Here is a 23,673-nt window from a genome sequence, read left to right as displayed (position 1 = left end):
AGACAACAACATGAGCCAATTGATTGAAGTGAAAGTTCCGGACATCGGCGACTTCTCCGACGTGCCGGTGATCGAGCTGTTCGTCAAGGTCGGCGACACCATCAAGGTCGACGACGCCATCGCCACGCTGGAATCCGACAAGGCGACAATGGACGTGCCTTCCTCCCACGCTGGCGTGGTCAAGGAAGTGCTGGTCCAGGTCGGCGACAAGGTTTCGCAGGGCAGCCTGATGATCAAGGTCGAAGCGGAAGATGCAGGTGCTGCGGCGCCCGCTCCGGCGGCGCCTGCTGCCGCACCCGCAGCGGCACCCGCAGCGGCACCCGCTGCCGCACCGGCGGCGGCCGGTGGTGTGGTCGAGGTCACGGTGCCCGATATCGGCGACTTCTCGGACGTGCCGGTGATCGAGCTGTTCGTGAAGGTCGGCGACACCATCAAGGTCGACGACGCGATCGCCACCCTCGAATCCGACAAGGCGACGATGGACGTGCCTTCCTCCCACGCCGGCGTGGTCAAGGAAGTGCTGGTCAAGGTCGGCGACAAGGTCTCGCAGGGCAGCGCGATGATCAAGGTCGAGGCCGCCGGCGCAGCTGCTGCGGCACCGTCGGCGCCGGCTGCGCCCGCAAGTGCGCCGGCGCCGGCACCCGCTGCAGCTGCGCCCGCTGCAGCGGCAAGCCCTGCGCCTGCAGCCGCGGCGGCGGCCACGGCCCCGTCGGCGGTCAAGATCGGTGGCAAGGTTCACGCCAGTCCCAGCGTGCGCGCCTATGGCCGCGAACTGGGCGTGGATCTGGCCCAGGTCAAGGCCACCGGCCCGAAGAACCGCATCCTCAAGGAAGACATCACCGCCTTCATCAAGGGCGCGATGAGCTCCGGCGTCGTCCCGGGCAAGACCCCGGCCGCCGCTGCCGTCGGCAGTCTGGGTGGTGGCCTCGATCTGTTGCCGTGGCCGAAGGTCGATTTCGCCAAGTTCGGTGAGGTCGAGGTCAAGCCGCTGTCGCGGATCAAGAAGATCTCCGGCCAGAACCTCGCCCGCAACTGGGCGATGATTCCGGCGGTAACCTACCACGAGGACGCCGACATCACCGATCTGGAAGCCTTCCGTGTCCAGATGAACAAGGAGTTCGAGAAGTCCGGCAAGAAGCTCACCATGCTCGCCTTCATCGTCAAGGCCTCGGTGCGCGCGCTGCAGGAATTCCCCGAGTTCAACACCAGCCTCGACGGCGACAACCTCGTCTATAAGAAGTACTTCAACATCGCCTTCGCCGCCGACACCCCGAACGGACTCGTGGTGCCGGTGATCCGGGAAGCCGACAAGAAGAGCGTGTTCGAGATCGCCGCCGAATCCGGCGCGCTGGCCAAGAAGGCGCGTGACGGCAAGCTCGGCCCGGCCGACATGTCCGGCGCCTGCTTCACCATCAGCTCGCTCGGCGGCATCGGCGGCACCTACTTCGCACCCATCGTCAATGCGCCCGAAGTCGCCATCCTCGGCGTCAACAAGTCGGCGATGAAACCGGTGTGGGACGGCAAGGCTTTCGTGCCGCGGCTGACCCTGCCGATGTCGCTGACCGCGGACCACCGCGTGATCGACGGCGCGCTCGCGACCCGCTTCAACGTCTACCTCGCCCAACTGCTGGCCGACTTCCGTCGGGTCATGCTCTAAGGAGACCGCGACATGAGCCAGATTGTTGAAGTGAAAGTACCGGACATCGGTGATTTCGATACCGTGCCGGTGATCGAGCTGTTCGTGAAGGCAGGCGACACCATCAAGGTGGACGACGCCATCTGCACGCTCGAGTCCGACAAAGCGACGATGGACGTGCCCTCCTCGCACGCCGGGGTGGTCAAGGAGGTGCTGGTCCAGGTCGGCGACAAGGTCGGTGAAGGCGCCGTGCTGCTCAAGGTCGAAGCGGCCGGAGCGGGCGCCACGGCGGCGCCTGCTGCCGCAGCGCCGGCCACGGCACCTGCTGCACCAGCGGCAGCGGCAGCGGCACCGGTCGCGGCGCCCGCCGCGGCCAGCCATGGCGGCAGCGCCGACATCGAGTGCGACATGCTGGTGCTCGGCGCCGGTCCCGGCGGCTACTCCGCTGCGTTCCGTGCTGCCGACCTCGGCCTGAAGACGGTCATCGTCGAGCGCTACGCCACCCTGGGCGGGGTTTGCCTGAACGTGGGCTGCATTCCGTCCAAGGCGCTGCTGCACGTCGCCAACGTGATGGACGAAGCCAGCCATTTCGCCGACCTCGGCATCGACTTCGGCGCGCCGAAGATCGACATCGACAAGTTGCGCGGCCACAAGGACAAGGTCGTCGGCAAGCTCACCGGCGGTCTCGCCGGCATGGCCAAGGCGCGCAAGGTGGAATTCGTCCGCGGCTTCGGTACCTTCCTCGATCCGAACCACATCGCGGTCGAGTGCACCACCGGCAGCGCGCAGGACAAGACCGGCGAGAAGAAGGTGGTCCGCTTCAAGCAGTGCATCATCGCCGCCGGTTCGCGGGTGGTCGACCTGCCCTTCATGCCGAAGGATCCGCGCGTGATCGACTCCACCGGCGCGCTCGAACTGCGTCAGATCCCGAAGCGCATGCTGGTCATCGGTGGCGGCATCATCGGCCTGGAAATGGCCACGGTGTATTCGACCCTGGGCGCACGCATCGATGTGGTCGAAATGATGGATGGCCTGATGCAGGGCGCAGACCGTGACCTGGTGAAGGTGTGGGAAAAGAAGAACACCCACCGCTTCGACAACGTCATGCTCAAGACCAAGACCGTCGGCGCCGAAGCCAGGGAAGACGGCATCTGGGTGAAGTTCGAGGGCGAGAAGGCCCCGGCCGAAGCCCAGTGCTACGACCTCGTGCTGGTGGCGGTCGGACGCGCCCCGAACGGCAACAGGATCGCCGCCGACAAAGCCGGCGTGATCGTGACCGATCGCGGCTTCATCCCGGCCGACAATCAGCAGCGGACCAACGTGGCGCACATCTTCGCCATCGGCGACGTCATCGGCCAGCCCATGCTCGCCCACAAGGCGGTCCATGAAGCCCACGTCGCGGCCGAGGTCGCCGCGGGCCACAAGGCCTCGTTCGATGCGATGCAGATTCCGTCGGTGGCCTACACCGATCCGGAAGTGGCGTGGGCGGGCTTGACCGAAGAGCAGGCCAAGGCGCAGGGCATCAAGTACGAGAAAGGCCTGTTCCCGTGGGCCGCTTCGGGCCGCGCGATCGCCAACGGTCGCGACGAAGGCTTCACCAAGCTGCTGTTCGATGCGGACACCCACCGCATCATCGGCGGCGGCATCGTCGGCACCCATGCCGGCGACCTGATCGGCGAAGTCTGCCTGGCGATCGAGATGGGCGCGGATGCCGTCGACATCGGCAAGACCATCCACCCCCACCCGACCCTGGGTGAGTCGGTCGGGATGGCCGCCGAAGTTGCCCACGGCAGCTGCACCGACCTGCCTCCGCAACGCAAGAAGTAGTTTTTCGCAGCAAGCTTCATCGACGAATGGCCCGCACATGCGGGCCATTCGTTTTGCGGCGCGCTGTCGCCGCAGGATACGCACATCCTGCAGCGCGCGTCGCCCGGTCGCTGCCAGACACGGACAGCCCGGCCATCACGCGGGCCGCGACCCCCGTACGTTCGGCATCATCCGGTCCAGTCGGAGGGCGCCCCGTCAACGCAGCGAAAAATGCACCTGCCGGCCACCGGCCTTGGCCTGCTCTGGCGTCGGCGCAACCAGGAATATGCGCTCCGCCGGCACCTTGCCGGTATCCACCAGCCACGCGCGGACTTCCTGGGCGCGCTGCAATGCAAGCGCCTTCAGGTCTTCGTCGCCGACTTCGACGTTGGCCAGCAACAGGGCTTCGGCTTCGGCCACCGGCAGGCGCTTGGCCATCCCGATCAGATTGCGCGGCTTCTTGATCTCGGCACCGTCGTAGACCTCCTGCAGCAACTCGGGGTATTCCTGCTCCGACAGTTCGATGGCCTCCAGCGACGGCGCCGACTCGCCGCGCTTGATCATCGCCTTCAGCTTCACCGCGCGCACCTGATCGAGGAGCTTCCTCCGTTTGATGCCCTCCGGATCGGAGGTCGGATCCGACAGCCCGGCCACATCCAGCCGCAGCCCCGGGCGGTCGTTCAGCGCCTTGGACAACAGCGCCAGCTTCTCCTGCTGCGCCACGCCCGGGCGGGCGACGCCGGAATCGAATTCGAGTTGCGACAGCTCGTCGCCACCGCCAAACGCCGCACCGAGCAGGGCGAACGGCGAGGTGACCGCCTTGCCGACCAGATTGAACAGCGCCCGCATCACCAGCCCGAACACGCTGAACTCCGGGTCGTCCATGGTACCGCTGACCGGCAGATCGAGGTCGATCTCGCCCCGGCCATTCTTGAGCAGCGAGACCGCCAGTTGCACCGGCAGATCGACTGCGTCCGGACTGTCCACCGCTGCACCGAAGGTGAGCTGATCGAGAAAGATGCGGTTGGTCGCAGCCAGTTTGCGATCTTCGATCCGGTAGGTGAGCTCGGCGGACAGCTTGCCCTTCTGGATCCCGTAACCGATGTATTTGCCCGAGTAGGTCGTCAGGCTGGTCAGTTCGAAATCCTTCACCGAGGCGCCGATGTTCAGATACTGGTCCTGACGAAAGGGGTTGAACTCGCCCTCGATCGATACCGGCGCGGAATTGTCGACCTTGCCCAGCAGGGTCAGCTTCGCGATCGTGTCGGGATCGGACGAAAGCCCGGTCAGCGCCCCCGCCATGCCGGTCAGATTGGCATCGTAGTTCGGCTGGACGAAGCGGTCGCTGAAGGCAATATTGCCCCCCTTGACGTCGATCCGGCCGACCCGGACCCGGGGTATCGGCTTGTCCTGTGACGGGTCGTCGGCGAGCGCCGCCTCCGCTTCTTGCCGCTCGTCCTGTTCCGCTTCGGAGCCCGGCTGGATCTCGCGCAGATTCAGCTTGCCCTCCTCGTCGAGGATCAGGCGGGTATAGAAATCATTGAGCGCGACAGCGCGGATGTCGAGCGCGAACGGCGCCAGCTTGACGTTCGCGCCACGGATGTTGAGGGCTCGCCAGCGCACGAAATCGGTTGCACTCCGGCGGTCGACCGAAGCGAAATTGGCCACTTCGAGATCGCCCTTGTACTCACCTTTCAGACTGCCGTCGCGGGCCGCCTCGAGCATCAGCATGCCCTTGGTGGTGAGCTTGCCGCGCGCGATCGCAATCCGGGTCTGCTCCAGTACATAGGGCTGCAGCGGCAACAGATCGACACTGCGCATGTCGAGTTTCATCGACGCTTTCAGCGGATCGAGCACCACCGTTCCGCTCGCGCCGAGTTTGCCGCCCTTGTTGATCAGGCTGTCGAGCTGGAGCGTCAACGCGGCGCCCTTGGCGGTCGAGAAATTCTCCACGTTCAATGCGATGCCGGAGGCCAGCAACACCACCGGTTTGCCTGCACTGCGGTCTTCGATCCGCACCGAGGCGCCCTCGAGCCCGAGCGTGCCCACCGTGACCGACCACGGGGCATCGTCACGCGTCGTCTTGCGGGCGGGGGTTGGCGCACCGGCCAGCGCCATCAGGTCGACACGACCGTCGCGCTGGCGGATGGCGGACACCGAAGCGCCCTCCACCTCGAGTCCGCCCACGGTGAGCTTGCGTTCGGCCAACTGCAGTTGCGCATTGCTTACCAGCACTTGTGGAATCCGGACGGCACTGGTCTTGCTCCCCTTGAGACCGAGCTCGAAATCGATCAGCGTCAGCGCTTCGGCATTGGCATCGGCCACCAGCTCGCCGCCCGTCAGCGCGAGTTTGTAATGGATGGCGCCGTCGAGGCGGCCGCTGCGAAGCACCGCGTCCGGCAGCGCCCGTGCTAGGTAGGGCGCATAACGGCTTGCCTGGAGCTGCTCGAAGGTCAGATTGCCTTCGAGCTCGAGCGGGTTCAGCCGCAGACTGTCCTGGTGACTGAGTTTCTCGCCCGCGTCGGTGGCGTAGTCGAGCCGGATCTCGGCTGGCATCTCGCCGGTGGTGGACAGGTCGCGCAGGTCGAGGTTGATCGCCTCGATGCGGGTGCGGAATGGCCCGGCCACACTGCGGTCCTCGAACCGGATCACGCCATCGCGTACGCGAGCCGACGCAAGCAGGAAGTCGATCTCGTCCGAAGACGCTCGAGCCTGCTGCGAATCGCCCTCTGCCGCAGCAGGCGCGGAGGTACGGCCCCTTTGCCTGGATCCGGTCGCGACCGGTCGCGGCACGGGCTTCGGCTGCGGGAACAGCTGGCGCAGGTTGATGCTTCCATCGGCCAGTGTGACAAGATCAATCTCGGGCTTGGCCAGGCGCAGCTTGCTGAAGTGGAACTTGTTGGCGAGGGGCTGCACGTCGGCCAGTTCGAGCTCGAGCTCGCCGATTGAAATGACCTGACGGTCGGCCTTGTCGTGGACGATCAGCTGGTCGATACGGGTCTGGCCACTGAGCGACACCGACGGTGACGCGTCGCCGGGCTGGCGGAACGACACCGCCAGTTCGGTACCGAGCCTGCCGGACAACAATTTGAACGCGGGTTCGAACGGCAGATAGGGCAGCCAGGGCGCGAGCTCGAAATCCTTCAGCGACAGCTCGAGCACCGTCTCACGGTCGGTGCTGAACGGCTTGCTGCGCCCGCTCAGCCCCAGCGCCTGCCCGTTGAGCTGCGCCGACAGCGTGGGCTCGACGAACACATCCACCTTTACCGGCAGGTTGGACAGGAAAGGGATGCCGACGTTGATCGCGGACAACTCGTGCTGCAAGCCCTCGACCTGATCGTCGATTGCGATCCGCGCGTCGCCGAGCTGGATGTTTCCAACCGAGAACCGCGCCTCCTTGTCGCTGCCGGCCTGCGCTGCGAGGCGCTCGGCGACATCCGACCAGTTGTGCCTGCCCTCCGCCATCCGGACCAGCTTGAGCTGCAGACCGGCGATCGACAGCTCGTGGAGTACCGGACCGCCGCGCACGATCGACTCGAGTTCAAGATTGGCCCGCAGACGATCGAAGGACAGCCCGGGGGTCACCGCGTCGGCCTCCATCACCCTGGCGCCGTGGACTTCCGCAGTCAGCGTGAACGGATTGAAGCCGACGCGCTCGATCGACACTTCGCGGCCGAGGGCGTCGCCGAGGATCTGGACCGCGTAGTGACGCGCCACCGGCGGCACCACGCCAAAGCCGATCACGGCAACAGCCACCAAGACACCGGCGGCCCACTTCGCCGGGCGGATGAGCCGCTGCAGGCGGGGTTTAGCAATCGGACCGGGGGATGAATCAGGCATTCAGACGCTCCATGCGCGTGCACTCAAGTTTGGAACAATAACGACATTCTGGAACCGCAATCAACGCCGCCGGCCATTTCTCGCTGCGATGCGGGAACGCCGGGGCCGGCGCATACGAGGACCAGCGGGCAAGATAGGCGAGATCGACAAGGGTGGACCAACATCGGATCGGCCGCGACTTCCGGTTGTCGATTCGCACCTTGCCGGTCGATGCTCATTTGCCGCGAATCGCGACGGGGCGTATTCTGCGCCGCTTTCACCGCACCGGGCTCCATTGTGACTGACCAGCATTTCGACCTCGTGGTAATCGGTGCAGGTGCCGCCGGCATGATGTGTGCGGCAACCGCCGGACAGCGTGGTCGCAGCGTGCTGCTGGTCGATCATGCAGCGAAACTGGCCGAGAAGATCCGCATCTCCGGCGGCGGCCGGTGCAATTTCACCAACCGCCAGGTGACCGCCGAACACTTCCTGTGCCGCAACCCGCATTTCGTCCGCTCCGCCCTGTCGCGATTCACGGCGCGCGATTTTATCGATCTTGTGGACCGTCATGGGATTTCCTATCACGAACGTGAGTGGGGGCAGCTGTTCTGTGACGATTCCGCGCAACAGATCATCGACATGCTGCGCACCGAGTGCGATTACGGTGCGGTGCAATGGGCGATGCCGACCACCGTTCATGCGGTGAAGCCGAGCGGATACGAGACCGAGCGTTTCGTCATCGAGACCGGGCACGGACGCATCCGCGCCCGGAGTCTGGTCATCGCCACCGGCGGTCTGTCGATCCCCAAGATTGGCGCCACGCCCTTCGGCTACCGCATCGCCGAACAGTTCGGCGTGCCGGTGATCGCGCCCCGGCCGGCATTGGTTCCGCTCACCCTGGCGCCGGAAACCCTTGCCCGCCTGGCCGAACTGGCCGGGGCCTCGTTCGAGGTCGAAGCCAGCTGTCGCGGTCCGGTCTTTCGCGAAGCCGCACTGATCACCCATCGCGGCCTGTCCGGCCCATCCATCCTCCAGGTGTCGAGCTACTGGCAGGCCCAGGCTTACGACCAGGACGAATGGGCACCGGTCAGCCTCAACCTGCTGCCGGGCATCGACAGCGAAGCCTGGCTGCTCAGCCGCGCCGGAGACCGCGGCCTGCTCGCCAACCTGCTGGCGGAGCATCTGCCGCGACGCTTTGCCCATGCCTGGTGTGCGCTGCATGGCTGGGAGAAGCCGATCAACCAGTTCCGTCATGCCGAACTGCGCGCGATCGCCGCCACCCTCGCCGACTGGCAACTCACGCCGTCCGGTACCCAGGGCTACGCCAAGGCCGAAGTCACGCTCGGGGGCGTCGACACCCACGCCCTGTCATCGAAGACCATGGAGGCCCGCTCCGTTCCCGGCCTGTTCTTTGTCGGCGAGGTGATGGACGTCACCGGCCACCTCGGGGGCTACAACTTCCAGTGGGCCTGGTCATCGGGCTACGCTGCCGGCCAGCATGCCTGACCGCCACTAGCACGGCGCTGCCCCCGGCGCAGTCATCACCGTGTCACACCGCGGGCCCACGCTAGGCGACGATTTCATCGCCACCGGCCACCCATGAAGGAACTACAGGTTCGCGCGATCTTTCTCTCCGACATCCATCTGGGTACGCGCGGATGTCAGGCCGATCGCCTGCTCGACTTCCTGCGTCACCACGACTCCGAGTACCTCTACCTGGTCGGCGACATCGTCGATTTCTGGGCCATGAGCCGCGGCATCCACTGGACCGGCACGCAGAACACGGTGGTGCAGAAAGTGCTGCGCCGCGCGCGCAAGGGCACCCGGGTGATCTTCATTCCCGGCAATCACGACGAGGCGCTGCGCGAATACATCGGCACCACCTTCGGCGACATCCGCCTGGAAAACGACTGGATCCACGAAACCGCCGACGGTCGCCGCTTCCTGCTCCTGCATGGCGACGAGTACGATCAGGTCACCCGTCACCACCGCTGGGTGGCCGTGCTCGGCGATGTGGCCTACAACGGACTGGTCCGGATCAACAACGGCCTATCCCGCATCCGCCGCCGACTGGGCTGGTCGGGCTACTGGTCACTGGCCGGCTACGCCAAGCGCAAGGTCAAGACCGCGGTGAACTTCATTTTCGATTTCGAGGATTCGGTGATGCACGGTGCGCGCGAGCGCGGCGTAGACGGCGTGATCTGCGGCCATATCCACTGGGCCGCGATCCGTGAGGTCGACGGCCTCACCTACGTCAATTGCGGCGACTGGGTAGACAGCTGCACGGCCATCGTGGAACACCTGGACGGCCGTCTGGAACTGATCAAATGGGGCGTTCCGCCCGCCCCGGAACTCGCCCCCGGCACGCCGCCCGTTCCGCACGACGAGCGCGAGGTCGCGTTGAACCCGTAAGCGCCGCTCAGCGCGTACGCTGCCGCCACGGCAGCAGCGGCAGGTAGACCAGGATCTGAATCGCGATCAAGCCGCCAAAAGCCAGCGCGAGTGCTTCCGCCATCGTTCGTCCGTCCCCTTGCAAGGCGTCGAGCGCCAGGCCCAGCCCCCACTGCACGACGAACGCCCCGGCAAACGCCATCAGATTGATCGCGGTCGACACCCGGCCGAATACCTGCTTCGGAAAATTCGATGACGTTGCCAGATAGCTTTGTGAATTGACCGACGACAGCACCCCGAGCAGAAACCACAACATCATCGACGGACCGGCATCGAACAGGATGCAGAGTTGCACCGTCAGCATGCCGGCAAAACCCCACTGAATCAGATTCAGCGGCCGCACCCCGCGCTTGGCGAGACGGACGCCGAGCACGCCGATGGACAATTGCCCGGTCAGCATGCCGACGTTGAGCGCGACCAGTTGAACAGCGGCCTGCGCCAGGGTGAGGCCATTGACGTTCATCAGCCACGGCACTGCCCACAGGCTCTGCATCGCCATGAACCCGCCGGTGAAGAACATCGACGAGCCGGCAAAGCGCCGAAAGGCAGGCGCAGCGAAGATCCCGCCCACCGAGCGCAGCGCGTCCCCCAGGGTTTCATTGCTGGTGTGGCTGGCCTCATCCGGCAGCGACCAGAAGATCCACCCGGAAATCACCAGCGCCAGTGCCGCGATGATCCAGAACACACCGCGCCATCCGACCACGGGCAACAGCGCCTCGACCGGTGCACTCGCGGTCAGCGCGCCGAGCGCGCCGGCCGCCATGATGAAACCGGTCATCGAGCTCTGCCGCTCCGCCGGGTACCACATCGCGAACCCCTTCAGCGCGGCCATCAGGCAGGCCGACACGCCCACGCCGATCAGAGCCCGCGCACTGCCCAGCGTCGGCAGCGAGTCGCCGATCGCGAACGCCGCTGCACCCAGCGCCGTCAACACCATCAGCGTGCCCTCCACGCGGCGCGGACCGAAACGATCGAGTGCGATGCCGACCGGAATCTGGGCCATACCGAAGGCCAGAAAGTAGGTACTGGTCAGCAGCCCGAGATCGGCCGCGGTCAGGCCCAGAACCCGGGTCAGCTCCGGGGAGATGACGGCATTGACGGTACGCAGCAGGTAGGACAGGTAGTAACCCAGCGCAAAGGGCAGGAAGATCCGCCCCCACGCGCTCGGGGCATGTGCAGCATTCATTCCGGTAATCCGTCCGACAAAGGCGGCATTCTGCCTGCATTGCACCATTTCGGGGCTTCGGATAAAGCTGGCACGGGGCAACGGTTTTGACCCGCATCAAGGTGGCGGCGAGGTCTTTGCGGAGAATCGTTGCCACTACCGAGGAATCCATATGACCACACTTTCCAGCCTGATGACCGCAGACCACCGGGCCTGCGACCACGACTTTGCGCGTGTCGAAGCCCTCGTCGATCACGCTGACTGGTCTGCCGCGGCGGCGGCGATGGCCGGCTTCGCGCACGCATTGAACACCCATTTCGGCGCCGAGGAACAACTGCTCTTTCCGCGCTTCGAGGCGGCCACCGGCATGGTGGGCGGGCCGACCGCGGTCATGCGCGCCGAACATGCAGACATGCGCGCCTTCCTCGAGCGGATGACGACGGCGATCGTGCAGCACGACGCCGACGAGTTTGCCGGCGAGGCCGAAACCCTGCTGATCATGATTCAGCAACACAACATGAAAGAAGAGAACATCCTCTATCCGATGTGCGAAGCACGGCTCGCCGGGCAGCTCGAAACCCTCGCAGCCGAACTGGATGCGAGCCTTCATCCCGAAAGAAGTACAGGAGTTGCAGCATGAACGAGCCGATCCTGATCGATGCACGCGGCCTCGAGCCGCCTGGCCCCTTTGAAGTGGCGATGGAAGCGATCACCGACCTCCCTCCGGGCGGGCGCATCCTGCTACGCCTCGATCGGATGCCGCATCCGCTGTTCCGCATCCTCGATCGTGACGGCTATCGCTACACGCCGGTGATTCGTGAGGACGGCGCAGTCGAGGTCTTGATCGAACGGCCATGAGTGGCGCCAACCCCGGCCTCGGCTACGACGCAGCCCCGCCCCTTTCGGCACCGCTGCGGCTCTTTCTCACCGCGCCGCTGTTCGGCATCGCGGCCGGCGCGGTGCTGCTCGGTGGCAGCGACGTGCTGGCGTCGCGGTGGACGCCGGACGCACTCGCGGTCGTGCACCTGTTTGCGGTCGGCTTCCTGCTGCAGATCATGCTCGGCGCGCTGATCCAGATCCTGCCGGTGGTGGCGGGGGCCTCGCTGTCGTCGCCGCTGCGCCTGTCCCGCCTGGTGCACCTCGGACTCAGCCTCGGCACCGTGGGCCTTGCAACCGGCTTCGCCTACGCCCGTCCGAACATCCTGATCGGCGGCGCCGGCCTGCTCGGGCTGACCCTCGGCGGCTTTCTGGTCTGCGCGGTGTATGCAGTGGCCCGCGCACCGGCCAACAGCATGGCCAGCCGCACCCCCCGCGACCTTCGGCTCGCGCTGGGTGGCCTCGCCATCACCGCTGCACTCGGGCTGACCCTTGCGTTGGGCTTGACCCGTGGCCTCGCGCTGCCGCTACCGTTTCCGATCCAGGTCGACCTGCACGCCGGCTGGGCACTGCTCGGCTGGGCCGGCATCGTACTGGCGGCAACGAGCTGGGTCGTGGTGCCGATGTTCCATATCACCCCCGCCTATCCCGTCACCCTGACCCGATTCTGGGCGCCGGCGATGCTGGGTCTGCTGCTGGCATGGTCGATCGCCGTGACAGCCGGCATCGACGATCTCGCCACCACGCTGCTGCTCATGCTTCTGGTGTGCGCCGCAGGCTTTGTCGGCACGACCCTGCGGCTCCAGGCGCGCACCCGACGGAGCAACCCCGACGCCTCCTTTCGTGCCTTCCGTCTGTCCATGATCGCGCTGCTCGCCAGCATCGTCGTGCTGGCCATCGCGATCGTCTCCGGGGCCGAGCACTGGCCGGTGCTCGTCGGCATCCTCGTCCTGCATGGCGGTCTCGGCGGCGCCACCAGCGCCATGCTGTACAAGATCGTGCCCTTTCTGGCGTGGTTGAACCTGACCCAGGCCGGCATCAAGGCTCCCAACGTGAAGAAGCTGATGCCCGAACCCCGTGTCCGCGCGCAGCTGCGCCTGCACGCGGCAACCCTCGCGGTGCTGGCGCTTGCGGCCATGCTGCCCCTGCTCGCGCCCCTGGCCGGCCTGATGCTGGTGATCGAATCAGTCTGGCTGCTGGCCAATCTGCTGCATGTGGTGAAGATGTGGCGTGGTGCCAGACCCGCCGCGCACGGCCAGGCATAGCCGGGCATACCGATCGAAGCGGCCCGCCGCGCTGGCAGACCGTGCAGGCCTGCTACCATCATGCCTCCACCCCGACCGGCTCCGCATTCCGCACGCGCTCCCATGCCCCGCATCCCCCGCCTCGTCTTCCGCTGCCTGTTCATTGCCACCCTCATGCTCGTGTTCTGGCTTGCCCTGCAGCCCGCACCGGACATCGTCAAGCTCGTCAGCTGGCAGGACAAGATCGAGCATGCGGTGCTGTTCGCCCTGCTCATGGCGCTCGGCGTGGTGGCCTGGCCAAGCCATCTGCCGGTGGTGGCCGCCGGCCTGCTCGGCTACGGTGCGGCGATGGAAATCGCACAATCCCTTACCGGCTATCGTTTCGGCGAGATGTGGGACTGGATCGCCGATGCGGTGGGGATCGCGGTCGCCGCACTACCCGCCCGCCACCTGGCGCTGCGCGGCACGGTAACAAGGTCGAGCAGGCACGCCTGAACAGCCGCGAACCGGTATCATTGCGGCCTTCCCGATCAAGTGCCTGACGCCGCCCTGCGATGATGCCCCGCCACACCCTCGAACTCCTCGCGCCGGCGAAGAATGCCGATATCGGCATCGAAGCCGTCAACCACGGGGCCGATGCCGTCTATATCGGCGGACCGTCCTTCGGTGCGCGCTCGGCAGCGGAGAACACCGTCGCCGACATCGCCCGCCTCGCGGCCCATGCCCACCGTTTTCATGCCCGGGTGTTCGTCGCGCTCAACACCATCCTGCGCGACGACGAGCTCGATGCGGCCCGCCGGCTGGTATGGCAGTTGTATGACGCGGGTGCCGATGCCTTGATCGTGCAGGACATGGGTCTGCTCGAACTCGACCTGCCCCCGATCCAGCTCCATGCCAGCACCCAGACCGATATCCGTGATGCCGCCAAGGCCCGGTTCCTGCAGGACGTCGGCTTCTCGCAGATCGTGCTCGCGCGCGAGCTGACCCTCGACGAGGTGAAGAAGGTCGCCGCCGCCACCACCTGCCAGCTCGAGTACTTCGTCCACGGCGCGCTGTGCGTCGCCTTCAGCGGCCAGTGCTACATCAGCCATGCGCACACCGGGCGCAGTGCCAACCGCGGCGAGTGCTCGCAGGCCTGCCGTCTGCCCTACGACCTCGCCGACCAGGACGGCAAGGTGATCGCGCGCGACCAGCACATGCTGTCGATGAAGGACAACAACCAGAGCGCCAACCTGCGCGCGCTGGCCGCAGCCGGAGTCAGCTCGTTCAAGATCGAAGGCCGCTACAAGGACCTCGCCTACGTCAAGAACATCACCGCGCACTACCGCCAGCTGCTCGACGAGGTCATCGAACATCCGGATGCCGACGGGCCGGCCTATCGCCGCGCCTCGAGCGGGCGCAGCACCTTTCTGTTCGCGCCGCAGGCCGAGAAGACCTTCAATCGAGGCTACACCGACTATTTCACCAACAAGCGCCAGCATGGCATCGAAGCCTTCGAGTCGCCGAAATTCGTCGGCGAGGCGGTCGGCCGCGTCATCCGCATCGACACCAGGGGGCGCAAGTTCTTCGAGGTGGAGCGGGTGGCACCCATCCACAACGGCGACGGCCTGACCTGGTACGACGCCAAGGGCGACCTGACCGGCCTGCGCGTCAACCGTGCCGAACCGGATGGCGGTGGCGAAGGCGTGGATCGCCTGTTCCCGGCCGAATCGCTGCCGGCAGACCTGGTCCCCGGCACCTCGGTGTTCCGCAACCACGATCATGAATTCGAGCGTGCGCTGGAGAAGAAATCTGCCGACCGCCGCATCGCAGTCAGTGCACGCTTCTTTGCCACCGCCGACGGCTACGCACTGACGCTGACCGACGAGGACGGCATCGCCGCCACCAGCCGCATCGCGACCGCTCATGAGCCGGCGCAGCACGCCGAGCGCGCCCTGAACACGATTCGCGAACACCTCGGCAAACTGGGCAACACCCTGTTCAGCGCAGGCGAGATCGCCCTCGATCTGGCCGAGGCGCCCTTCCTGCCGGCGTCGAGCCTGAATGCGCTGCGCCGCGACGCCGTCGAGCGCCTCGAAGCGGCACGGCTCGAGGCCTATGCCCGGCCACCGCGCGCCGAACCGGTCGAGCCCCCGGTGCCCTATCCGCAGGACGCCCTCAGCTACCTTGCCAACGTGCTCAACGACAAGGCGCGGGCCTTCTATGCCCGCCACGGGGTCAAGCTGATCGAGGCGGCCTACGAGGCCAACGAGGAACGCGAGGACGTGTCGCTGATGATCACCAAGCACTGCCTGCGCTACAGCTTCAACCTCTGCCCCAAGGAGGTAAAGGGCATCCGGCCGGATCCGATGACGCTGGTCAATGGCAAGGAGACGCTGACCTTGCGCTTCGACTGCAAGCGCTGCGAGATGCATGTGGTCGGCCAGCTCAAGCCGCATGTCGCGAAGCTGCATGCCCAGTTCGCGCCGCAAACGGTGAAGTTCTTCCCCACCCGGCCGGAAGCCGGTGCCGGCCCTGCCCGCAACCGCTAGGTCGCACCCGCCGGACAAGCCGCGGCGAACGCAGCGGGCCGCTTCGCCGGCCGTTCAGTAATGTGGCGGAACTTCGTCCTCCGGGCGCAGCCGGGTAGCAGGCTGCGCCGACTGCATCTGCTGGGCGAGCAGGCGCAGATGCTGCTGTAGCAGATCGATCTGTTGCTGCTGGCGGTAGACCGTGCGATTGAGCTCGTCGAGCAGGTCCTCGGCAAACATCAGTTTGGATTCGAGTCTTTCCAGGCGGTCTTCCATGGCGACAGCGGCCCGATGGCCGCGAGTTGGCTCCGGGGCACGGATTCTAACCCGGGCCGGCGTTTGCACGGCACCATGGGTGTGCGATCATCGGCCCGACATTAACCATTCGACAAACATGGCCATGACCGACTCCGCTGCTGCCACCCGCTACTTCGTCACCTATAGCGGCGTCCAACTCCCGTTCAAGCTGGTGAATGAACTCACCGAAGCCGAACTCGACAATCGCAACACCTACTTCCGTGGCCATTTCGACACCGAAGGCCGCCTGACCGGCTTCGACAAGATCGTTTATGGCGAACTCGAGCTCACCCACCGCTATGTTTACCGCGACAATGGTGCGTTGATGCAGGCCACGATTACCGATGCCGACGAGGAGACCACCACCCTCGACTTCGACGACGGCGGTCAGCCGCGCTGACCGGGGCACACGCGGCCGACGGGTCGGACTGTGGTTTTCCACCGCTGCCCGACAGGCCGCGAGCGGCTATCATCGGCGCATTCCTCCGAGAGTCTTCGCCATGTCGTCCGCGCCCCTTCCTGCCGAGCCATCCGCACCCGCCGCCCCGGCAGCCGTGACCGAGGTCGCGCGCCACAGCCTGCTGGACGATGTCCAGGGGCTGGTCGTCGGCACCCTGTTCCTGTCACTGTCGATCACCCTGTTCCGCGACGCGGGCCTGCTCACCGGCGGCACTGCCGGCCTGGCGTTCGTCATCCACTATGCCTTCGGGCTACCCTTCGGCCTGGTCTTCTTCGTCATCAACCTGCCGTTCTACGTCTTCGCCCTGCGCGTCCTGGGGCGTGAGTTCACCCTCAAGACCTTCTGCACCGTCCTGCTGCTGTCGGCCTGCGCCGAATGGCTACCCGCGATGCTCGCCGTCGCCCGGGTCGACCCGGTCTTTGCGGCGGTCATGGGCGGGCTGCTCGCCGGCACCGGCCTGCTGATGCTGATCCGCCACCGCTCCAGCCTGGGCGGCGTCGGTGTGCTCGCACTGTACCTGCAGCAGCGCAAGGGCTGGCGGGCAGGCTGGGTGCAGATGGCTGCCGATTGCGCGATCCTCGCGCTGGCCTTGCTGGTGGTCGATGCCCGACTGGTCGGCCTGTCGGTGCTCGGTGCGGTGGCGGTCAACTTCGTGATCGCGGTCAACCACCGCCCGGGCCGCTACATGGGGATCTGAGCGATGGCCATCGAGCTCGCCGAACTGCGCCGCTGCCCGACCTGCAACCGCTGGGGCGGCAAACGCACCCTGGGTGCCGACGGCGTGCAGGTCGAACTCGACCCCGAGGACAACCGCGGTCCGTGCTGCGAAGGCCCGTGGCATGGCTCGCTGCGCGGGCCGCGAAATGCCTGTGGACAATGGCTGCAGTGGACGTCGATGCGCTCACCCGCCGAGGGCGACTGAGGGCAACCTACTCTTCCGGATCCTCGCGCTCGTCATCCACCGCAAGATCCGGATTCACCGGAGCGGGCCCGTTTGCCGCGGCCTCGGCGAGCATCGCCGCACGGGTGTCCGGCGACTCCAGGCTGATCCGGCCGAGTGCGCCGCTGCGATAGTCGAGCAGCAGCGTTTGTGCGGCCTTCTCCAGATCGAGTCCGCCGCCCTTTTGCAGGCACCCGCGTCGGCGACCGACCTCCTCCAGCAGGCCGGGACCGTCGAAGGCGGCCGGATCGATGCGATAACGGGCGGCGAGCAGCGCCGGATAGCGGGCGAGCAGGATCTCGCCCAGAAAGGTCGCGACCTCCTCGTCGATCACCGCATTGCGCCCGATCGCATGGCTGGCGGCGAGCATGAAACCGTCGGAATCGTGGCTGATCTTCGGCCACATCAGGCCGGGGGTATCGGTCAGCGTCATGCCGGGACCGAGATCGAGCGTCTGCTGGCCCTTGGTGACCGCCGGCTCGTCGCCGACCTTGGCCACCTTGCGCTTAATCAGCGCATTCATCAGCGTGGACTTGCCCACGTTGGGAATACCCATCAGGATCATCCGCAACGGCTTGGTCCCGTCGTTGCGATGCGGAGCCAGCTGACGGCACAGTGCAGGAATGCGGTTCACATCGGCCGGCTTCTTGGCCGAGATCGCCACCGCCTTCACGCCCGGCTGACGGTTGTAGAAATCCATCCACGCCCGGGTGGCTTCGGGATCGGCCAGATCGACCTTGTTCAACAGCTTGAGGCAGGGACGATTCCGGAACTGGCGCAACTCCGCGATCATCGGGTTGCTGCTGGCCTCGGGCAGGCGAGCGTCGGTCACCTCGATGACGACATCGATCGCGGCCAAGGTTTCGGCCGCCTTCTTGCGCGCCGAGTTCATGTGACCTGGGAACCACTGGATGGGCATCGGAAGTCCGGGCTGGATATTGAAGAGGCGCATTATCCCATCTTGTGACCGCCGCTGACTCCGCCACCCGCGCAATTTGACCCCGGTGCCGTCCCGAGGCATCAGCGCGGCAAGGCACATTGCATGAAAAAAAAAACCACACCCCAGCAAAAACGTGTATTGTGGCGTCGCAGTCGATTCAAGCAGTTGTCGTTGTGGTGTCGTTTCCGCGTGTTCGTTCCGCGAACTTTACGGTTTGATTCCCTCAATACGTTTCTTGATCGTTCCTGCACTCCGGGCATATGCCCTCTTTACCTGTTTTTAAGGAACGCAAAATGAGCACTCAAACCGGTACCGTCAAGTGGTTCAACGACGCCAAGGGCTTCGGCTTCATCACCCCGGAACAAGGCGGTGACGACCTGTTCGCCCACTTCAGCGAAATTCAAGGCAAGGGCTTCAAGAGCCTGGCCGAGAACCAGCGCGTCGAATTCGAAGTCAAGAACGGCCCCAAGGGCCTGCAAGCGGCTAACATCCGCCCGCTCTGATCGGCGCTCGCTGATCACGCAGAACGCGGCCTCCGGGCCGCGTTTTTGTTTTTGTGGCGCCGGATCGGCCATACTTGGACATTGTCCGGGCTGCAGATCACCGCGCCCTCCCGCCCCGGCCACACTACGCCAGACCCCCTGCCATGACCGAACCGATCGAAACCTTTGCCCAGCTGGGCCTGCCCGACAATCTGCTCTCGGCGCTCGCCGAAGTCGGCTACGAAACCCCGTCTCCCATCCAGTCCGCCTGCATTCCGCTGCTGCTGGCCGGTCGCGACCTGCTCGGCGAAGCCCAGACCGGCACCGGCAAGACCGCCGCCTTTGCGCTTCCCCTGCTGGCCAAGCTCGATCTCGCCGACACCCGGCCTCAGGTCCTGGTGCTCACCCCGACCCGCGAACTCGCGATCCAGGTGGCCGAAGCCTTTGCCAAGTATGCCCATCACCTGAAGAACTTCCATGTGCTGCCGATCTACGGCGGCCAGAGCATGGTCGTGCAGTTGCGCCAGCTGTCGCGCGGCGCCCAGGTCATCGTCGGTACCCCGGGGCGGGTCATGGACCACCTCGAGCGCGGCAGCCTCAAGCTCGATGCGCTCAAGACCCTGGTGCTGGACGAGGGCGACGAGATGCTGCGCATGGGCTTCATCGACGACGTCGAGTGGATCCTCGAGCACATCCCCGCGACGCGGCAGACCGCGCTGTTCTCGGCCACGATGCCGAGCGCAATCCGCGACGTCGCCCGCCGCCACCTGCGCGAACCGGAAGAGATCAAGATCCGCTCGGCCACCTCCACCGTCGCCAAGATCCGCCAGCGCTACTGGCTGGTGCGCGGCGTGGACAAGCTCGACGCGCTTACCCGCATCCTCGACGCCGAGGAGACCTTCGACGCCGCACTCGTTTTCGTCCGTACCAAGATCTCTACCGAAGAACTCGCCGACAAGCTCGCCGCGCGCGGCTATGCGGCCGCGGCGCTCAACGGCGACATGACCCAGGGCCTGCGCGAACGGGTGATCGAGCAGCTCAAGAACGGCGCGCTCGACATCGTGGTCGCCACCGACGTCGCCGCCCGCGGCATCGATGTGCCGCGCGTGAGCCACGTCATCAACTACGACATCCCCTACGATACCGAAGCCTACGTGCACCGTATCGGCCGTACCGGCCGCGCCGGTCGCGAGGGCTCGGCGATCCTGTTCGTCGCCCCGCGCGAGACGCGCATGCTCAAGGTCATCGAGCGCGCCACCCGCCAGCCGATCGAACCGATCGCCCTGCCCAGTCGCGAGGAAGTCTCCAGCCTGCGGGTAAACCAGTTCAAGCAACTCGTGCTCGATACCCTCGGCGAACAGGAGCTCGGATTCTTCATGGACGTGGTCAATGGCCTCGCCGAAGAGAATGCGCTCGATGCCCACGAAATCGCCGCGGCACTGGCCTATCTTGCCCAGCGCGAACGCCCGCTGCAAATCGAAGAAGCCGGACGCGGCTGGGACCTGGCCACCGCACCATCCAACGCCGGCGGCCGTCCGCCGCGCGAGGAACTGTTCACCACCGGCGCCAGCCGCGAGCGCGCGCCGCGCCCGAACCGCGACGAGATCCTCGCCCGCCGCCGCTCCTTCGCCGAGGGCGCGCTGGTACGCTACCGCATCGAGGTCGGCCGCGACCAGGGCGCGAGCCCGAAGGAAATCGTCGGCGCCATCGCCAACGAAGGCGGCATCGACGGCCGCTTCATCGGCCAGATCCACCTGTTCAACGATTTCTCCACGGTCGAACTGCCGGCCAATCTGCCGGACGACCTCATCGGCCTGCTCAAACGCACCCGCGTCCGTCAGTGCGCACTCAACATCCGTCCGCTGACCGACGAGGAAGCGGCCACGGTGCCGGCAAGCCGCCGGCCGCCGCGTGAAGATGCGCCTCGCCGCGACGAGGCCCCGCGCAAGGAACACAGTCCGTATCGCGACGATGCGCCACGGCGCGAATATGGCCCGCGGCGTACCGAAGGGGCTCCTGCCAACCCACCGGAGCGCGCTTCGCGCCCCGCCGGCAAGGAAGGCAAACCGGCCTGGGGCAACAAGCCTGCGGGCAGCTACGGCAAGCCGGGGGCGCCGGGCAAGAAGCCATGGGATCAGGGCGCGCCGCGCCGCGACGATCGCGCGCCGCCGCGTTCGGGCCCGGGCTCGTCCCCCTTCTCCGCCGGGAAACCGAAGAAACGCAAGGAAGACTGAGTGCGGGACGCACCCGCCGGCAAGGCGCCTTTTTCCGGGCTGACCCCCGACTTCGTGCTCGATGCGCTCGAGAGCGTCGGCCTGCACCCGGACGGGCGCCTGCTGGCGCTCAACAGCTACGAAAACCGCGTCTATCAGATCGGCATCGAAGACGGGCCGATGCAGGTGGTCAAGTTCTATCGCCCCGCGCGCTGGAGCGACCAGGCCATTCAGGAGGAGCACGACTACACCGCGGAACTCGCCGAGCGCGAAATTCCGGTGGCACGGCCGATCGCGATCGAGGGGCGCACCCTGCACTGCCATCGGGAGATGCGCTTTGCACTGTTCCCGCGCCTCTCCGGCCGCGCACCGGAGCTCTCCGACCCGGCCACGCTCGAATGGCTGGGCCGTTTCATCGGACGGATTCACGCGGTGGGCGCGATCAAGCCGTTCAAGGCGCGCCCGGCGCTCGATATCGCCAGCTTCGGCGACGAACCGCGCACCTGGCTGCTGGCCCACGACTTCATCCCGCCCGACCTGCTGCCGGCCTGGAAATCCACATCGGCACAGGCGCTCGACGGCGTACGACGCTGTTTCGAACGCGCCGGCCCGTTCAGGAAACTGCGCCTGCACGGCGACTGCCACATGGGTAACGTGCTGTGGCAGCAGGGCGACGGCGGCGGGCCGCAGTTCATCGACTTCGATGACGCGCGCAGCGGCCCCGCGGTGCAGGACCTGTGGATGCTGCTGTCGGGCGAACGCGAGGAGCAAAGCGCGCAGCTCGCCGACATCCTCGCCGGCTACGAAGACTTCATGGCGTTCTCGCCGCGCGAGCTGCATCTGGTCGAGGCGCTGCGCACCCTCCGTCTGATCCACTACTCGGCCTGGATCGCCCGCCGCTGGGACGACCCGGCCTTCCCCGCCGCCTTTCCGTGGTTCAACACCCAGCGCTACTGGCAGGACCGCATCCTCGAGCTGCGCGAGCAGATCGCGCTGATGGACGAACCGCCCCTGTGGCCGTCGTGACCGCGCTCGGGGTGCTTGCATGAAGCGCGCCGGCGAGTCCCGGCAGCGGGCTGTCGAGAGCGCCCGCTGAAAAGGTGTCATCGGGGAGACAAGGCGATGCATGTCTGAGGGAGCGCAGCGACCGAGTTTGCATCGCCGCCCCGATGATGCCTTTTCAGCGGGGAAGCCGAAGGCCGCGAACGTCTGCCCGCTGCCGGGACTCGCCGGAACGAGCGCTTCATGCAAGCACACCGAGGCACTGCACCGCAGTGCACAACTCGCGCCGGCTCGGCGCTACACTCAGCCCCTGACGGAAAGCCCCCTCACGACGATCGAGTATGCAACTCCAAGCCTGGTACCACTCCTGCTCCGCCGGTTACACCCTGCGCGGTGAACACTCGCTACCCTCGGGCAAGCCGGTACTCCACTTCCTCCACGGCAACGGCTATTGCGGGCGCACCTACGAACCGATGCTGGTCCGGCTCACCCCGCACTTCGACCTCTTCCTGTCCGACATCCAGGGCCACGGCGACAGTGACGGCGGTGGTCGTTTCCACGGCTGGAACCGCACCGCCGAACTGTGCCTCGAGGCTTGGCGCGCGCGCGGCAAGATCTTCGGCAAGGTCCCGGTGTGCGCAGTCGGCCACAGCTTCGGCGGCGTCATCAGCGGCCTGATGCTGGCCCGCGCACCCACCCTGTTCTCGCGCGCGGTGCTGCTCGACCCGGTGCTGTTCCCGCCGGCGATGATCGGCCTGATGGCGCTGTCGGACGTGGTCGGACTGTACTCGCGCAACACCCTGGCCAGCCGCACCCGACTGCGCCGCAGCCACTGGGACGACCGCCAGACGGCATTCCGCGCCCTGCACGAACGCGGCATGTTCAAGGGCTGGAAGGAAGAAGCGCTATGGGCCTATGTGAATCATGCCCTGCGCGACACCGAGGACGGCGGGGTCGAGCTCAAGTGCCGGCCCGCGCGCGAAGCCGAGATCTTCAGCTCCTACCCGCGCCGCCTGTGGACCTCGCTGGAAAAAGTCCGCACCCCGACCCTCGTGCTGCGCGGCGAAGACACCTATCCGTTTGCCGCCAAGGGCATTGCACGCTGGTGCGCAAGCAATCCGAACGTCAGCCAGCAGGTCATGAAGGGCGGGCACTGCTTCATGCAGGAGGATCCCGCCACCAGTGCCGAGGCGATCCGCCGCTTCCTGCTCGAGGCGCCACCGGCGAACGAATCCTTGCCGGTCAGCGTGGAGGCCGGGTGATCCCGCCCTCCATGCCGTATCAGTAACGTGCCGGCCCGAACAGCAGTTCGGGCTCGAATTCGACCGTTTCCTGACCGTTGGTCACCCACACGTGGCCATCCTGCAGCGTGAATTGCAGACGCATTCCCCGGTCGGTCAGGCGGACGAGTTCCGGCGCAACTTCCGGAGGCAGATTGATCACGGTCAGGTTGCTCTGGCGTGCCAGCTTGTCGCGTACGCCCGCCCACCAGATCGCCGCGGCACGCCCGTAGCTGACCACCACGACCCGGTCGGCCCGACCGCATGCCTTGCGGATCCACTTCTCGTCGGGCTGCCCGACGTCGATCCAGCGCTCGATCGAACCGGTGAGATCGCGCTGCCACAGGTCGGGCTCATCGTCGACACACAAGCCCTTGCCGAAGCTCAATGCCGGATCGGCGTACAGCGCGAAAGCGACCAGCCGCACCATCATGCGCTCGTCGGTCTCCGACGGATGGCGCGCCAGGGTCATGCCATGATCGCCATAGTAGCTGCGGTCCATGTCCGCGATCTGTAGTTCGGCCTTGTATATCGTTGCCTTGATGGCCATTC

21 protein-coding genes are annotated in these 23,673 nt (G+C 66.2%); 16 read left to right on the top strand and 5 right to left on the bottom strand.

The features are described 5' to 3' along the window. Positions 1–10 precede the first annotated feature (10 nt). Together aceF and lpdA are read left to right on the top strand one after the other, a co-directional pair. Complete coding sequence (aceF, locus tag AC3A35_RS09795) at positions 11–1,657, top strand: dihydrolipoyllysine-residue acetyltransferase (protein ID WP_487435866.1); 1,647 nt, start codon at positions 11–13, stop codon at positions 1,655–1,657. 12 nt (positions 1,658–1,669) lie between these two features. After that, entirely contained in the window at positions 1,670–3,463 is a 1,794-nt protein-coding gene (gene lpdA, locus AC3A35_RS09790) for a dihydrolipoyl dehydrogenase (protein ID WP_487435865.1), read from the top strand. Positions 3,464–3,658: 195 nt separating this feature from the next. Here the strand turns inward: lpdA and AC3A35_RS09785 are convergent, their stop codons facing one another. Further along, positions 3,659–7,282 carry a DUF748 domain-containing protein gene (locus tag AC3A35_RS09785; protein WP_487435864.1) on the bottom strand — a complete coding sequence of 1,208 codons (3,624 nt, stop codon included), beginning with the start codon at positions 7,280–7,282 and terminating at the stop codon, positions 3,659–3,661. 276 nt (positions 7,283–7,558) lie between these two features. Between AC3A35_RS09785 and AC3A35_RS09780 the strand changes: the two genes are divergently transcribed. Continuing rightward, the gene (locus AC3A35_RS09780) at positions 7,559–8,767 is read left to right on the top strand and encodes a BaiN/RdsA family NAD(P)/FAD-dependent oxidoreductase (protein WP_487435863.1); all 1,209 of its coding nucleotides are present in this window, start codon (positions 7,559–7,561) and stop codon (positions 8,765–8,767) included. A 93-nt stretch (positions 8,768–8,860) separates the two neighbouring features. After that, the gene (locus AC3A35_RS09775) at positions 8,861–9,673 is read left to right on the top strand and encodes a UDP-2,3-diacylglucosamine diphosphatase (RefSeq protein ID WP_487435862.1); all 813 of its coding nucleotides are present in this window, start codon (positions 8,861–8,863) and stop codon (positions 9,671–9,673) included. A gap of 7 nt (positions 9,674–9,680) precedes the next feature. Here the strand turns inward: AC3A35_RS09775 and AC3A35_RS09770 are convergent, their stop codons facing one another. Next, positions 9,681–10,898: an MFS transporter gene (locus AC3A35_RS09770; protein WP_487435861.1), complete on the bottom strand. Its 1,218-nt coding sequence runs from the start codon at positions 10,896–10,898 to the stop codon at positions 9,681–9,683. A gap of 151 nt (positions 10,899–11,049) precedes the next feature. Here AC3A35_RS09770 and AC3A35_RS09765 point away from each other — a divergent pair, with 151 nt between their 5' ends. The 5 genes from AC3A35_RS09765 (at position 11,050) to AC3A35_RS09745 (ending at position 15,528) form a co-directional block, all read left to right on the top strand. Further along, positions 11,050–11,517 (top strand): hemerythrin domain-containing protein, encoded by a 468-nt coding sequence (locus AC3A35_RS09765; protein WP_487435860.1) that lies wholly within the window; start codon positions 11,050–11,052, stop codon positions 11,515–11,517. Beyond that, complete coding sequence (locus AC3A35_RS09760) at positions 11,514–11,735, top strand: DUF2249 domain-containing protein (protein WP_487435859.1); 222 nt, start codon at positions 11,514–11,516, stop codon at positions 11,733–11,735. The genes AC3A35_RS09765 and AC3A35_RS09760 overlap by 4 nt, the downstream gene beginning before the upstream one ends. After that, positions 11,732–13,018 (top strand): hypothetical protein, encoded by a 1,287-nt coding sequence (locus AC3A35_RS09755; protein WP_487435858.1) that lies wholly within the window; start codon positions 11,732–11,734, stop codon positions 13,016–13,018. The genes AC3A35_RS09760 and AC3A35_RS09755 overlap by 4 nt, the downstream gene beginning before the upstream one ends. Positions 13,019–13,120: 102 nt before the next feature. Continuing rightward, entirely contained in the window at positions 13,121–13,492 is a 372-nt protein-coding gene (locus AC3A35_RS09750; protein ID WP_487435857.1) for a VanZ family protein, read from the top strand. A gap of 59 nt (positions 13,493–13,551) precedes the next feature. Continuing rightward, positions 13,552–15,528 carry a peptidase U32 family protein gene (locus AC3A35_RS09745; protein WP_487435856.1) on the top strand — a complete coding sequence of 659 codons (1,977 nt, stop codon included), beginning with the start codon at positions 13,552–13,554 and terminating at the stop codon, positions 15,526–15,528. A 54-nt stretch (positions 15,529–15,582) separates the two neighbouring features. On the opposite strand, the gene AC3A35_RS09740 is transcribed toward AC3A35_RS09745, so the two are convergent. Then, positions 15,583–15,783: a SlyX family protein gene (locus tag AC3A35_RS09740; protein ID WP_487435855.1), complete on the bottom strand. Its 201-nt coding sequence runs from the start codon at positions 15,781–15,783 to the stop codon at positions 15,583–15,585. Between the two features lie 124 nt (positions 15,784–15,907). On the opposite strand from AC3A35_RS09740, the gene AC3A35_RS09735 reads away from it, so the two are divergent. The 3 genes from AC3A35_RS09735 (at position 15,908) to AC3A35_RS09725 (ending at position 17,186) form a co-directional block, all read left to right on the top strand. Beyond that, positions 15,908–16,204, top strand: coding sequence for a DUF6156 family protein (locus AC3A35_RS09735; protein ID WP_487435854.1), 297 nt, complete (start codon positions 15,908–15,910; stop codon positions 16,202–16,204). A gap of 100 nt (positions 16,205–16,304) precedes the next feature. Next, positions 16,305–16,961, top strand: coding sequence for a YitT family protein (locus AC3A35_RS09730; protein ID WP_487435853.1), 657 nt, complete (start codon positions 16,305–16,307; stop codon positions 16,959–16,961). A gap of 3 nt (positions 16,962–16,964) precedes the next feature. Beyond that, complete coding sequence (locus AC3A35_RS09725) at positions 16,965–17,186, top strand: hypothetical protein (protein WP_487435852.1); 222 nt, start codon at positions 16,965–16,967, stop codon at positions 17,184–17,186. A 7-nt stretch (positions 17,187–17,193) separates the two neighbouring features. On the opposite strand, the gene ylqF is transcribed toward AC3A35_RS09725, so the two are convergent. Then, positions 17,194–18,123 (bottom strand): ribosome biogenesis GTPase YlqF, encoded by a 930-nt coding sequence (gene ylqF, locus AC3A35_RS09720; protein WP_487436208.1) that lies wholly within the window; start codon positions 18,121–18,123, stop codon positions 17,194–17,196. A 314-nt stretch (positions 18,124–18,437) separates the two neighbouring features. Between ylqF and cspE the strand changes: the two genes are divergently transcribed. From cspE to AC3A35_RS09700, 4 genes are all read left to right on the top strand, one after another. Beyond that, positions 18,438–18,647 carry a transcription antiterminator/RNA stability regulator CspE gene (cspE, locus tag AC3A35_RS09715; RefSeq protein WP_108948709.1) on the top strand — a complete coding sequence of 70 codons (210 nt, stop codon included), beginning with the start codon at positions 18,438–18,440 and terminating at the stop codon, positions 18,645–18,647. 143 nt (positions 18,648–18,790) lie between these two features. Next, a complete protein-coding gene (locus AC3A35_RS09710) occupies positions 18,791–20,860 on the top strand; it encodes a DEAD/DEAH box helicase (protein ID WP_487435851.1) in 2,070 nt (689 codons plus the stop codon). Continuing rightward, positions 20,861–21,865, top strand: coding sequence for a serine/threonine protein kinase (locus AC3A35_RS09705; RefSeq protein WP_487435850.1), 1,005 nt, complete (start codon positions 20,861–20,863; stop codon positions 21,863–21,865). 317 nt (positions 21,866–22,182) lie between these two features. Further along, complete coding sequence (locus AC3A35_RS09700) at positions 22,183–23,103, top strand: alpha/beta fold hydrolase (RefSeq protein ID WP_487435849.1); 921 nt, start codon at positions 22,183–22,185, stop codon at positions 23,101–23,103. Between the two features lie 19 nt (positions 23,104–23,122). On the opposite strand, the gene AC3A35_RS09695 is transcribed toward AC3A35_RS09700, so the two are convergent. Then, positions 23,123–23,671, bottom strand: coding sequence for a YaeQ family protein (locus AC3A35_RS09695; RefSeq protein ID WP_487435848.1), 549 nt, complete (start codon positions 23,669–23,671; stop codon positions 23,123–23,125). Between the last annotated feature and the right edge of the window lie 2 nt (positions 23,672–23,673).

The sequence above is a fragment of the Azoarcus sp. Soil_N_20 genome (genome assembly GCF_057656155.1).
The sequence above is the reverse complement of the archived record's forward strand: the minus strand, read 5'-3'. Positions and strand labels throughout refer to the sequence as shown.